This window comes from Gottschalkiaceae bacterium SANA (assembly GCA_036323355.1).
Classification (GTDB): domain Bacteria; phylum Bacillota; class Clostridia; order Tissierellales; family GPF-1; genus GPF-1.
In genome coordinates this window covers 1,340,986-1,354,175 of the sequence record AP028876.1, presented here as the reverse complement: position 1 = coordinate 1,354,175, position 13,190 = coordinate 1,340,986, and the positions used below count along the sequence as shown (strand labels likewise).

The window sequence follows — 13,190 nt, the reverse complement described above, 5'->3', positions numbered from 1 at the left end:
GGATTAACGTCCCTCCTTTCGGATTTTCGAATGCTGATACAGGGCAATCAAAAGTCCAAGCGTGATAAAAGCACCCGGAGGCAAGATCATCATGATCGCTGGTTTGAAACTACCGCCAAGGATAACATGACCAAAGATAGAACCCACACCCAAAAGTTCACGAATGCTACCCAAGACTGTCAATGCACCGGCAAAACCAAGACCCATACCCAAACCATCTACAATGGAAGCTGGTGCCGTGTTCTTGGATGCGAAGGATTCCGCACGACCCAAGATAATGCAGTTTACAACAATCAATGGAATAAAGAGACCCAAAGATCCATACAGATCAATGGCGTATGCATGCATAAACATCTCGATAATCGTTACAAAAGTCGCAATTATGACGATAAACGCCGGGATACGAATCTTATCTGGAATCACTTTTCTCAATGCCGAGATCACTAGGTTTGAACCCACCAATACTGTTGTTGTAGCAAGTCCCATGGCTAGACCATCAGTTGCTGATGTGGTTACTGCCAAGGTCGGACACATGCCCAACAATTGCACAAAGGTTGGGTTCTCATCGATCAAGCCATTCTTCAATACTTGTCCTAAATTCTTCTTCATCTGTCTCCCCCCTACTGCAACGTGCTCGTATAAATTTCACGAGCTTCGTTGACGGCTTTGGTTACGGCACGGGAGGTAATCGTCGCGCCGGTAATTGCTTGAATTTCTTCATCAGCGGTAGGCGGTGTCTTCACCACTTCGATCATGGTATTTACAGACTTGCCCTTGTATTGATCCGAAAAGGAAGGATTCTTGGCATTTGCACCCAAGCCAGGCGTTTCCGAATGCTTCAAAATCTTAATGCCGGAAACAGTTCCGTCATTTGAGATTCCAACTGCAACTTCCAAATCTCCGCCGTATCCTGAAGAAACCATATTCAATGTATAGCCAACGGTTTCTCCACCTGCCATGCCCGCATAAACTTCTTGGGCTCCATCAATGCCTTCCACTACTTCAAAGGCATCGGCTGACGGTAGAATCTCCATCCGCGCTTGATTCTTAATTTGTTCTTCCACCTTTTCAATTTCCGGTGCTGTTACACCATTGGAATAGGCAAGGATTAAAGCGGCAATCGCTGTAAATAGGAATAAGGTGAACCCTAGTTTTATTGTTTCTTTCATGCCTTTTTCACCTCCCCAAATACTTTCGGTGTCGTATAACGATCAATCAATGGTGATACCACATTCATCAAAAGAATAGAGTACAAAACACCCTCTGGGTATCCACCGAATTTACGAATAACAAAGGTTAAGACCCCACAACCGATACCAAAAATCAGTCGACCCTTAGGTGTTACAGGAGAAGATACATAATCAGTTGCCATAAAGAAGGCACCCAACATCAAACCACCTGCTGCCAATTGAACCAAGATCTCGCTCATCGCGGCGCCTGTTACCAAGTATAACACTGCAACTGTCCCGATATAGGCCACTGGAATTCTCCAAGAGATAACCTTCTTCCATAGCAGATACAATCCACCAAGAATCAACAGAAGCGCACTGGTTTCACCCAAACAGCCAGCCACATTACCGATCAAAAGATCCGTAAAATTCACACCAGCTTCACTCAAAGCGCCAAATCCGCCACTTTCTTTGATCAAACCCAAGGGTGTTGCCGTTGATACGGCATCCACACCTGGTGTTACCCAGCTACCTGTCATAATCACTGGCCAAGACGCCACCATAAATGCACGTGCCGCCAAAGCAGGATTCATAAAGTTGCTGCCAATTCCACCAAAGGCTTGCTTTACAATACCAATGGCAAAGGCTGCGCCAATTACTGGAATCCACCATGGTGCCGTTACAGGCAAAGTCATGGACAAAAGTACTGCCGTTACAACCGCACTCAAGTCACCAATCGTTACGCTTGTTTTTAATATGAATTTTTGAATAATATATTCCGTTATAACCGCTGAAGCAATGGATAGAAGATAAATCTTCACCGCGCCAAATCCAAAGAAATAAATCCCTGCAAGAGCCGCTGGAGCCAAAGCAATCAACACATCACGCATCACCGTAGTCGTTGTATCTTTCGAACGAATATGCGGTGATGAAGAAGCAATTAGTTTATTCTTCATTGATTCTTCCCCCTAGCCCTTTCTTCTTTTCGCGATAATCTCGCCTCGTGCCACACGAATCGCTTCAACCAATGGACGTTTTGCCGGACATACAAAGGAGCATGACCCACATTGAATACAATCCATAGCACGATATTTTTCTGCGGCTTCAAAGTCGCCGTTCAAAGAATATCGACTGATAAACAGAGGAAGCAAATTAATCGGACAAGCATCCACACATTTTCCACAACGAATACATGCAGATGGTTCAGGTAGACGTGCATCTTCTTCTGAAAGAACCAAGATTCCCGACGTTCCCTTAATCACTGGAACCTCATCAGTATATTGCGCCAAGCCCATCATCGGTCCACCCATTAGAAGTTTCCCAGGTGTTCCTTTGTAACCGCCGCATTGTTCAATCACTTCTGAAAACTGCGTTCCAATTCGAACCACCAAGTTCTTTGGTTGTTCAATCGCTGAACCCGTAATTGTTACAATCCGTTCTATAACCGGCTTGCCTTCTACAACAGCATCACAGATCGCTGCTGCAGTTCCAACATTAGAAACAACAGCGCCAACTTCCATAGGAAGGGCTCCTGAAGGGACTACACGTCCTGTTGTTGCGTTGATTAAGCGTTTTTCATCACCCTGTGGGTATTTGACCTGCATAACGCGCACTTCAATGCCAGGCTCATCTGCAACGGCTCTTTCCATTGCCGCTACTGCGTCCATCTTGTTATTTTCAATCCCGATGTATCCAGTTGTAACCCCAAGAATCCGCATCATAACTTTCAATCCAGTAACAACCTTCTCTGGCATTTCCAACATCAAACGATGATCGGCAGTCAAATAAGGCTCACACTCTGCACCGTTCAAGATTACCACATCAATTGGCTTATCTTTCGGTGGAGACAGTTTGACATGAGTTGGGAACGATGCCCCACCCATACCGGTAATTCCTGCTTCTTTAACAATACGTAATAAGTCCTTTGCATCGGCTTGCAGCCAGTTTTTCGTTGGTTGAATGCTTTCATCCCAAGCATCCTCCCCGTCCGCTTCAATGACAACACAAGTTGTCGCGCCGCCTGGCGCTAGAAACTTACCAATTTTTTTAACGGTACCCGACACGCTCGAGTGGATCGGCGCACTGACGAAGGCTTCTGCCTGTCCAATGACTTGACCTACCTTTACGAGATCGCCTACCGCTACAATTGGTTGACAAGGTGCTCCAATGTGTTGCTGAAGAGGAATCGTTACCATTTTCGGCAACTCGGCATTCGCTAAAGCCAACTTTTCAGTCTGCTTCTTAAAATGCGGCGGATGGATTCCTCCACTAAATGTAAATACTTTTTCACCCATCTCTTTCACCCCAATCTTACTTTTTTCACTTTGTATACATTATGCAACATAAGCCCAAAAAAAGCTCAGGATTTCCCCTGATGCTTTGATTTGACAAATTCTATTTTAAATCAAATTCATTATAACACTGAAAAAACCACCAATACAAGCGTTAAATAATTATCACGCTTGATTAGGAATTTGACTCTTTTGTTCCTCCATATTCTCCAAAAGATAAGTCTTTACCCACGCCAGCACTTCGGTGGGGTAATAATCAAGATCCGTATAAATCGCCTTAATTTCCTCGGTATGAAATTCAAACACCTTCGCATCATAACGATAGGTGAAATGGATATCAATTCCATGATGGAAAGACATCAAACTTACGATCGTATCCTCAACCCGTCCCAGGGGTGGTCGATCGATATGGTTATATTCCAGTTCCGTAATAATGGTTGTTCCTTTTCCCAAAGTAGAGTCAATCGTCAGATTTCCACCCGACCGCTCCGCAGTCGCTTTCATCAAGGGAATGCCCAGTCCCACTTTACGTGTGGTTCTTGTGGTTGAAAACGGGCTCTTCACCGAAGCCAAGAATTCCGGACTCATCCCTTTCCCATTATCAATAATGGCTAGTTTCAGTCGGTTGCTTGATGGAGACTCCTCTACCAAAACATGCACCAAGGTAGCTTCCGCCCGTATGGCATTTTCAGCCAAATCCAACAGGTGCAAGGAAAGATCACGCATCTCATTCCCCTCCTCGTAAATAAGCCAACATGGCCTCGCGACTACAGGTTGGCAGTTCGTAAATTTCTTCCGCCTCCAATAGATCTCGTAAAAAATGTGCATCGGAAGATCGAATCAATTGAAAAGAAGCTAGCATCATCGGATCATTTTCACGATCGTATCGCCCGCTGATCTCAAGAGTAGCCACCGGTAGATCCGGCGGTACAAACCCCAATGTTGCCACAAGACTGTTAGCTGCCTTGTCCACATGCGCAGGAACAGCAACCCCGCCAAAGGCTTTCACCCTTTGGATGGTTTCCTTCAAGTCCCACTCAATGCTTTGAAGCAACAAATCCGCCACCTCACCTTGAGCTTCATCTTCTTCATTATACAGCCACTGATGGCCAAAAAGCTTAACTACATTCTTCCTTTTAGGAAGCGCTAGCGCTAAGTCTTTTGCAAAAGCCTCTGCCGCTTCAACCGTTGGAAAATACCCTAAGACATGAATTTCTTCACGTGTCTGAATCTCAATTCCAGGTAGAAGAATGATTCCATAATCCTGGGCTGCAGCTTCTAAACGTCGTAAGTTACCTACTGAATTATGGTCGGTGACAGCAATCATCTGTAATTCCTTGACACTCGCCATGCCACAAATATTGTGCGGTGTCATATCATCATGACCGCATGGCGACAGCCCTGAATGAATATGCAGATCCGCTGCTACTTTCACTGGATACCCAGCCCAATCATCGTTTTCGCTAGTTCAAATGCTGGAGCTATTGATTCGAAAATCGGAATATCCAATTCATTGGCCTTTTCAATGGTTCCTGCTTCTACACGAATTCCCTCAGCAACAACGATCGCACTGACTTCAACCAAACTTGCAACGGCCACAATATTTTCATGGGCTTGAATGGTAATCCAAAGATTCCCTTCCAAGGCGCGGGACATAACTAGACTTAAAAGATCACCAATATAGGCACCCTTGATTTCGTTGCCATTCCCCGATTCGCCGGCTACTTGAATCAACTCGGCTCCTGCCAGCATTTCACTCACTTTCATCTTCTAACCTCCATAAATGTTGTTGTTCTTGATAGAATACACAATCTTCCATGCGCGCCTTTCCTTGAACAATATCTTCAGCCAACGCACGACAATTTGGCGCCCCGCAAGATCCGCAATCTAGGCCCCGTAATCTAGATGTAATCTCTTCAATCTGTTTCATCTTTTCGATTGCTTTGGTGAAGTCCTCGTCAAGAATATTGGTTTGTTTCGGCGAAATTTCTTCCGTCAAGTAGATGTGTTTAAACTGTGCCAAGACAGAATCGATCATTTGAAAGTATCCTTGCGATGAATTTTCTGCCAGTCTTCGAATATTTCGCTGAGCCACAAAGGGATTTTCGATATTTAAAGGCCCCCCTACACAGCCACCGGTACAGGAAGAAGCTTCAATAAAATCTACCTCATCCAATTCTCCCATCTCGATTTGGTCAAACACTTTGGCTACTTCATGGATGCCAGAAACAGCGATATAATTATCTACTCCGCTCATCTTTGCCTGACCACCAACTTCAGCCCATGGCAGATTTTCCGGCTTCATGCAATTGCTGAATTCACTTACAGGCTCTTTCATACCACTTAAAATTCGCAATACATCTCCGTAAACATCCTTAATGGGAATCGTCACATTAATAGCAGATTCTTGCATGCCGATGGGATTGACGACATTGGTGATTCTTGCTGGACAAGGTGAGAGATAAAAGACTCCGATATCCGAATCTGAATACCCATATTTTTCCTTAATCAGATTTCGAGCCATGTTGGCTGCAATATCCACAGGCGATCCCGTTGGCATAATGTGATCGATTAAGGAAGAATACTTGGTCTGAATCAACCGAATCACTGCTGGGCAATGCGATGAAATAATCGGTTTCTTCACTTGATTATTCACAACAATTTCACGAACACGGTCCTTTAAATAATCAACTGCCAATCCTTCGCTGAAAACAAGGTCAAATCCCAGCTTGCGCAAAGCTGAACAAAGCACATCAATCTTCGGTCCACCCGAAAATTGGGCAGCGAAGGTGATGGCCGGAATTACTATCGTATATTTAAAGTTCTTGATATCTTCCAAGCTTCCACTATCAATGCTGTGAGCGTCAAAAGGGCAACTCTCTATACATTGACTGCAATCGATACAACGGGCTGCATTAATAATTGCTAGCCCCTCTTTCACACGAATCGCTTCCGTGGGACAGCTTTGCATGCACCGCGTGCATCCCGTGCAGCGATCCGCTCGTACTTTGACTGCATGTGCATCCTTACCCATCATAATTTCCTCCGTATCTATACTGCTTGTCATTATGACCCGCTATCCTACATGAATCTCCGATCGAATCCAAGTTCCTTCCCCAAGCTTTGAGCGAATGGAAAAATCATCGGAGCAACGCCGAATATTCGGCAGTCCCATCCCCGCGCCAAAACCCATTTCTCTGGCTTTGTCATTTGCCGTGGAATATCCTTCTATCAAGGCTTGATCGACATCTTCAATCCCTGGTCCTACATCTTCTGTTAAAATCACAATACGATCCGGATGTACCTCGAGGCGCATAGAACCTCCAAATGTATGGATCACCAAATTGATTTCCAATTCATAGGCAATAATAGACGCGCGACGGATTAAGGGATTTGGCAAGCCCAATTGTTTTAATATTTTTTTGATATGACTCGATGCCGAGCCCGCTATTTTAAAATCATCCTTTTCAATTTCATAATCAAAGGATGCTGCCACTTCTTCTGTCATAGTATCGACACTCCTCTTAATCCCTTCTCGTAAAGTTTTCCACAAGCAGTAAAAAGAATCTCTCGGGTTGCCAGTAGCGCGATTCCATTGGCTTGGGCCAGTCGAATGGTTCCTTCTGCCGGTTGTTTGCCACGAACAAAAACGATTTGCTTGATATCCATCATCTCCGCCGTACGAATGACTTGCGGATTCACAAGACCTGTCAGCAATAAGGTGTTATCATCGACAAACGCCAATACATCACTCATTAAATCGGATCCAAAGGCATGTTCCACCTCATACTCCAGGCAGGCTTCATCTGTCAGGCATTCGGCGTCGAGTATCTCCTTAATTTCTTTTAATTTCATCGGGTCCTCCTTATTATATCCACGGCAATCGTTTGCCACAATCAAAATTGATTGTGTTTATTATATAACAAAGTCCCTTCCACGTCGATATGAAAAAAAGGACGTCCAAATAAATGAACGTCCGAATTGGTGCAAGAGATGGGATTTGAACCCACACAGCATTTCTGCCACAAGTCCCTCAAACTTGCGTGTCTGCCTATTCCACCACTCTTGCATAAAGCGGGCAATTACTGCCCGGGATTTATTTCTTTTTCTTCGTACTCAACAAACCAATGCTCCATACCACGATACATTTCATAGACATTTCCGTTCAAATCGCCGTTCACCCTTCCGTTTACCAGCAAGGCTGCTTTGCGATTAACTAGTCCTAGTATTGGCATTTCCACATTCATTGCCTCTTTCCATTGGTCCAATTCTTCATCCCATTGTGCAGAATCTGTTGTCATAAACAAGGATCGAAGAATGGCGTCCATTTCTTCATTTGTATAACCTGTCAGATTCATCGTTGTTTCCGAATCATCGGTAACAAGTGCAAAACCTGGATCTGGAACAAATCCAAGTTCCCATCCAAGAAGAACCAAATCATCTTGTTTCTCAACCAAGGACGTACGGTACCATTGGATCAAATCCGCCTTATCAGTATACTGCGATCGGACCAGAATTTCAACCCCTATTTTTGCCAAGTCGGACTTGATTTGCTCCGCAATTTTCATTCGCATGGCATTCTCAGCATCTACCAAAAGAGTCATCTGGAACTTGCGTCCATCCAGCTCTCGAACCCCATCGTCATTACCGTCCACAATGCCTGCCGCATCCAATTCTGCTTTTGCACTTGCCAGGTCTACAGGACGAATGGCCCCATCGTTAATCCCCGGCGGCAAAAGATAACTTGCTGGTTTTGCGTGTCCGCCATAAACGGAATCGATAATCGCATTTTGATCAATTGCTTTGGCAATGGCACGGCGAATAGCAGCTGCTTCTTCCCGTTCATACAAGTCTGAATGAAAATTAAAGAACAAGGCCTCCGCCCGATCCGTTTCAAAACTAGCAACCCGTACTTCATTTTGTCCATATTTTTGCGGATCATTCTCCGTTGTCGTCATCACATCCAAAATCCCATTTGTAAAAGATTCAATTCCACCAGCCTGACTTTCTACAACAACACCTGTAACACCATCCAACCAAGGACTTTCCTGCCACCACTGCTCATTTCCAACGAGTTCAATGGATTTTAGCTTTTCACTGGATTTGTATTGAAATGGACCTGTGCCCATGGGCATATAATCATACTCCGCATCGTAAAAATTCTTAATTCGTTCCTGTTCGGAAAGTTCTTCCCCAAAAGAAGAAGCTTTTACAATCGGAAAGATCAAAGCCCTCGCCGCGTTGGCATAAGCTTGGTCATAACGTACCACAAGCTCAGAATCAGATGTCGCCGTCACGCGATAAATCTGTGACAAATCCTCTTCATCTGCCATGGCATTGGTCAATTCAAAGAATTGATTGTATTCGAATCCTTCTGCACCTGCTTGCAAGGCTCGAAGAGTGAAGGCCACATCCTCAGCAGTCAAACGGCTGCCGTCATGGAAGACAATCCCTGACTTTAGGGTAATGGTTGCAATGCGTCCACCCTCGCTCCACACAATGGACTCGGCCAAAACAGGCTCTACTTCCCCAGCCTCATTGACACGGTACAAACCTTCAAAGATCAGTTGATTAAAATAATACATGCTTCTGTCCATATTCAAATATGGATTCAAGCCATTAAAATAGCCGATGGGCACCGTAATGGTCCCCCCTGCCATAGGAATTTTTTCTATGGTTACCTCTGGTTCCGCCGGAGGCTGCTCCTCGGTCACGACTGTTTCGCCGCATCCTGCCAACAATCCTAAACTCAGGATTAAAACCAAGCCCCAAATGATGATTCTCTTCACTGTCTATTCCTCCTCTAATCGGTCATCTAACCGGTACATCAAGCGATAAAAAAATTGACTACGCTTTGTTTTCATGTGATACTCTGCCGTCTCGCCATAAGGAATCTCAGAAAGATCATCTGGCGTGATTGTCCCTTCAGACAACCATCGATCTACCGTTCCAGGACCCGCGTTATAAGCAATCAAGGCCAAATTTTCTTGATCATATTTGTTGAGTAAATATCGCATATACCAGGTACCGTATTGAATGTTCACATCTGGATCCAAAAGCCCGTCAGGCATGGCATCATCTCGTCCCATCTTGCCTCGAATCCAAATTCCTGTCGATTTCGTCACTTGCATCAATCCATAGGCATTTTTTTCCGATACAACCCTAGCGCGATATCCACTTTCAGTTTCAATCATGGCTGCAATCAAACTTGCTGGCACACCATACTCACCAGCAGCTGACTCAATTTCTTCTCTATACTTCAAGGGATAAAGCATCTGCAAGCCCGCGTACAAGGCAAGCAAGAGTACCAATGAAATTGCAAGGATCCCAATGGATCTGCGTTTAGTTTTCGCCACGGACAACCTCCTCAACACGCTGAATTTCCTCATTCACCTGATGATATAGCTGTTGGCGACTTCCTCGATTGTCTATGATTACATCTGCCAATTGACGTTTCTTCTCCATGGACCATTGAGCATCCATTCGATTCTTTGCTTCAAATTCGGTCATGCCATTCCTCGCAATTAATCGTGCTAATTGTTGATCCTCGTCCAAATCGATCAGCCAAACCTCGTCATAATGAATGCCGTAGCTTTTGGCTTTTCCCACGCCTTCGAAGAGCAGTGGCGAGTCTACGAAAACAATGCCCTCCACGCAAGTATCGATTCGTTCCTTGATCGCTTTATAGACCAAAGGGTGAACAATATCGTTTAAAGCAAGACGCATGGTCTCATTCTGAAATACGATTTCGCCCAGCATCTGTCGGTTTAATTGGCCGTCAACGACAATATCAGCACCAAAAAACGCCTGAATCGCATCCAAGCCCTCAGAACCTGGCTCCACAACTTCTCGTGCCAAAAGATCCGAATCGATCACTGGGTATCCCAACTCACGAATATGGGCAATTGCCGTGGATTTTCCAGTGGCAATGCCTCCCGTAATACCAATGACTTTACTTTGTTTCATACCAGTTTCCTCCGACTTTTAAATCTACATCCATCGGGATCGAAAGGCTTACTGCCTCCTCCATCGCTTCTTCCAAAAGCGCCGTTACACGATCAACCTCGTTCGCCGGAGCGTCCAAGATCAATTCATCATGCACTTGAAGGATCATTTTGGTTTTAAGATTTTCTTTTTCCAAGGCTTGATCCACGCGAATCATGGCAATTTTTATAATGTCCGCAGCAGTTCCTTGGATGGGTGTATTCATAGCCGTTCGCTCCGCAAAGGAACGAAGCATATGGTTCTTGGCATTCAAATCAGGCAACCAGCGCTTGCGGTTGAACAAGGTCTCTACATAGCCCTTGGCCTTGCCTTCTTCAACAACGTCTTTCATATACTTGGCAACGCCAGGATAATGTTCCAAATACCCTTCGATATAAGCCTTGGCTTCTTTGTTGGAAATTTTTAAATCCCGCGCCAATCCATAATCACTAATTCCATAGACAATGCCAAAGTTAACCGCCTTTGCTCGTGAACGCATCAAAGACGTGACTTCATCCTGTTTAAGATGAAAAACCTCTGCAGCTGTTTGAGTATGGATATCTAGCTTTTCATTATAAGCACGAATCAAATTTTCATCCCCAGAAATATGTGCCAATACTCGAAGCTCAATCTGGCTGTAATCGGCATCAACCAATTGCATGCCCTCCGATGCCACAAAGACACGACGTAATTCTCGTCCCTCTTTTGTTTTCACCGGGATGTTTTGAATATTGGGTTCAATGCTAGACAGTCGCCCGGTTGAGGCGATGGTCTGCGTAAAATGCGAATGAATGCGCCCCTTATAAGTGGCCGTGGTCAACCCTTCCACATAGGTGGAGTTGAGCTTGGTCAATTTACGATATTCCAAGATCAATGGAATAATCGGATGGGCATCGCCCAGTTTGTCCAAAACTTCCGCATTGGTGGAATATCCCGTCTTGGTTTTTTTAACAACTGGCAACCCCAGGGTTTCAAAGAGAACAACCCCTAATTGCTTGGGTGAGTTTAAATTAAAATCTCCCTCGGACAATTCAAAGATTCGAGTTTCCAACTCTGCAATCTGTAGCTTGAATTTGTCACCCAAGATTTTCAGATAGCCTTCATCCACAGCAACCCCACGCTTCTCCATCTTGGCCAAGATTCGCACCAAAGGCAACTCGATGGTCTGGTAGAGCTCCGTCAGCGACTCCTCTTTCAGGCGCGCTTCTAAAACAGCAACCGCCTTATCGATAATCTCCAGACACTGAGCCAGATAATCGCCTCGCTTTGCTTTCTCCATATCGGCCCAAGCAACTTTTTTTCGGCCCTTGCCATAGAAATCATCATCTGCCGGTAAGACCCTGTCCGCTACCTCAATTCCCAGACCGCGAAGTGGATACTTGCCCACCTCAGGGTGTACCAGATATTGCGCCACGGCCGTATCGAATCCCAATTCCATCACCTTGCCGCCATACCTCATAATCATCAAGGTTTCATTGACCAAACGATGACCAATCAGTCGTTTTTCTCCAAGGACTTGCAAGAGACTCATCATCTCTAATTGAGAGAAAGCTCGTACATCAACTATATAATTAACCTCTTTAATCCGAAGACCCAAATCAATCAATTCGTCGAAGACATGGCGTCCGCCATTCACACGGCTGTGCATGATGACAAATTTGGCTTGATTGACCGCTGTCATCAAGACCTGCAAACCACGAGCATCATCAACCCAGGTATAAGCTGCGGCTTCCGCTTCCACCACCAGGTCGCCTTCTACGGTTGGATTCTTTTCAATCTTTCGGTTCTCAAATTTTCGCATCAGGCTCTTGAAGTTCAGCTTTTTGTACAATTGATACAAGGCCTCATCATCAGGCACCTCTTGTTTTAACTCTTCCCATTTGAAATCCATCTGCACATCATTGATGATGCGGCTCAACCGCAAACTCATCAAGGCCTGCACATGATTGGCTTCAATTTTTTCTTTCATCTTGCCCTTCAGTTGATCCAGGTTTTCATAAACCCCATCGATAGTGCCATAGGCTTTTAATAGTTTAATTCCAGTCTTCTCGCCGACCCCTGGCACACCAGGGATATTGTCAGATGGATCTCCCATCAAACCTTTCAATTCCAAGAATTGATCCGCAGTCAAACCATATTTTTCATCCAGCGCTTCCGGGGTATAGCTTTCCAGCTCTGTAATTCCACGACGGGTTAAATGAACCGTTGTAATCTCAGTAACCAGTTGCAAGTAATCCTTGTCCCCCGTTACAATTTCTACATTGTAACCCGCTTCTTCAGCGAGCTTGGCCATGGTTCCCACCAAGTCATCGGCCTCAAAGCCTTCTTGTTCAAATCGGCTGAGTCCAAACCGGTCGCAGAATTCCTTCACTACGGCAAATTGATTTAAAAGTTCATCCGGCGCTTTTTTTCGCGTCGCCTTATATTCCTTGTATTCCTTGTGTCGGAAGGTTGGTCCCTTCAAATCAAAGGCCACAGCAACATATTCCGGTTTAAATCGTTCCATTAATTTTTGAATCATATTTGCAAATCCGTAGACTGCATTCACGTGTGTTCCATCCAATGCCGTCAACGGCGGCAAGGCATAAAACGCGCGAAAGACCAATCCACTTCCATCGATTAATAAGATCGTCTCTTTTTTCATTCTTCGACTCCTCTTCAAATTACTGCTCTTAGTATACCATAAACACGAGAAATCCCTGGCAAAAAACAGCAAAAAAAAAGATAGTAGAATGAATTCATCTAC

Annotated in this window: 14 protein-coding genes and 1 tRNA gene; all 15 read right to left on the bottom strand. The window is 44.8% G+C overall.

Going from position 1 to position 13,190, the window contains the following annotated elements:
* Nucleotides 1-3: 3 nt before the first annotated feature.
* Nucleotides 4-609: an electron transport complex subunit RsxE gene (rsxE, locus tag AC25CA_RS06370; RefSeq protein WP_486816218.1), complete on the bottom strand. Its 606-nt coding sequence runs from the start codon at nucleotides 607-609 to the stop codon at nucleotides 4-6.
* 11 nt (nucleotides 610-620) lie between these two features.
* Nucleotides 621-1,169: an RnfABCDGE type electron transport complex subunit G gene (locus tag AC25CA_RS06365; RefSeq protein WP_486816217.1), complete on the bottom strand. Its 549-nt coding sequence runs from the start codon at nucleotides 1,167-1,169 to the stop codon at nucleotides 621-623.
* Nucleotides 1,166-2,125 (bottom strand): RnfABCDGE type electron transport complex subunit D, encoded by a 960-nt coding sequence (locus AC25CA_RS06360; RefSeq protein WP_486816216.1) that lies wholly within the window; start codon nucleotides 2,123-2,125, stop codon nucleotides 1,166-1,168. The genes AC25CA_RS06365 and AC25CA_RS06360 overlap by 4 nt, the downstream gene beginning before the upstream one ends.
* Before the next feature lie 12 nt (nucleotides 2,126-2,137).
* Nucleotides 2,138-3,463 (bottom strand): electron transport complex subunit RsxC, encoded by a 1,326-nt coding sequence (gene rsxC, locus AC25CA_RS06355; protein WP_486816215.1) that lies wholly within the window; start codon nucleotides 3,461-3,463, stop codon nucleotides 2,138-2,140.
* Between the two features lie 162 nt (nucleotides 3,464-3,625).
* Nucleotides 3,626-4,186: an ATP-binding protein gene (locus AC25CA_RS06350; RefSeq protein ID WP_486816214.1), complete on the bottom strand. Its 561-nt coding sequence runs from the start codon at nucleotides 4,184-4,186 to the stop codon at nucleotides 3,626-3,628.
* Nucleotide 4,187: 1 nt separating this feature from the next.
* Nucleotides 4,188-4,895 (bottom strand): PHP domain-containing protein, encoded by a 708-nt coding sequence (locus AC25CA_RS06345; protein ID WP_486816213.1) that lies wholly within the window; start codon nucleotides 4,893-4,895, stop codon nucleotides 4,188-4,190.
* Entirely contained in the window at nucleotides 4,892-5,227 is a 336-nt protein-coding gene (locus AC25CA_RS06340; protein ID WP_486816212.1) for a serine kinase, read from the bottom strand. The genes AC25CA_RS06345 and AC25CA_RS06340 overlap by 4 nt, the downstream gene beginning before the upstream one ends.
* Nucleotides 5,214-6,497, bottom strand: a complete 1,284-nt coding sequence (locus AC25CA_RS06335) for a [Fe-Fe] hydrogenase large subunit C-terminal domain-containing protein (protein ID WP_486816211.1) — start codon at nucleotides 6,495-6,497, stop codon at nucleotides 5,214-5,216. The genes AC25CA_RS06340 and AC25CA_RS06335 overlap by 14 nt, the downstream gene beginning before the upstream one ends.
* Before the next feature lie 39 nt (nucleotides 6,498-6,536).
* Nucleotides 6,537-6,968, bottom strand: coding sequence for an ATP-binding protein (locus AC25CA_RS06330; protein ID WP_486816210.1), 432 nt, complete (start codon nucleotides 6,966-6,968; stop codon nucleotides 6,537-6,539).
* Nucleotides 6,965-7,315 carry a hypothetical protein gene (locus tag AC25CA_RS06325; protein WP_486816209.1) on the bottom strand — a complete coding sequence of 117 codons (351 nt, stop codon included), beginning with the start codon at nucleotides 7,313-7,315 and terminating at the stop codon, nucleotides 6,965-6,967. Before AC25CA_RS06325 ends, AC25CA_RS06330 begins: the two co-directional genes overlap by 4 nt.
* Nucleotides 7,316-7,442: 127 nt before the next feature.
* Nucleotides 7,443-7,529 (bottom strand) — tRNA-Leu (locus tag AC25CA_RS06320).
* A gap of 13 nt (nucleotides 7,530-7,542) precedes the next feature.
* Nucleotides 7,543-9,249, bottom strand: coding sequence for an ABC transporter substrate-binding protein (locus tag AC25CA_RS06315; RefSeq protein WP_486816208.1), 1,707 nt, complete (start codon nucleotides 9,247-9,249; stop codon nucleotides 7,543-7,545).
* Nucleotides 9,250-9,252: 3 nt separating this feature from the next.
* On the bottom strand, nucleotides 9,253-9,816 hold the full coding sequence (locus AC25CA_RS06310; protein WP_486816207.1) for a lytic transglycosylase domain-containing protein: 564 nt from the start codon (nucleotides 9,814-9,816) through the stop codon (nucleotides 9,253-9,255).
* A complete protein-coding gene (gene coaE, locus AC25CA_RS06305; protein ID WP_486816206.1) occupies nucleotides 9,803-10,426 on the bottom strand; it encodes a dephospho-CoA kinase in 624 nt (207 codons plus the stop codon). The genes AC25CA_RS06310 and coaE overlap by 14 nt, the downstream gene beginning before the upstream one ends.
* Nucleotides 10,413-13,088, bottom strand: a complete 2,676-nt coding sequence (polA, locus tag AC25CA_RS06300; RefSeq protein WP_486816205.1) for a DNA polymerase I — start codon at nucleotides 13,086-13,088, stop codon at nucleotides 10,413-10,415. Before polA ends, coaE begins: the two co-directional genes overlap by 14 nt.
* Between the last annotated feature and the right edge of the window lie 102 nt (nucleotides 13,089-13,190).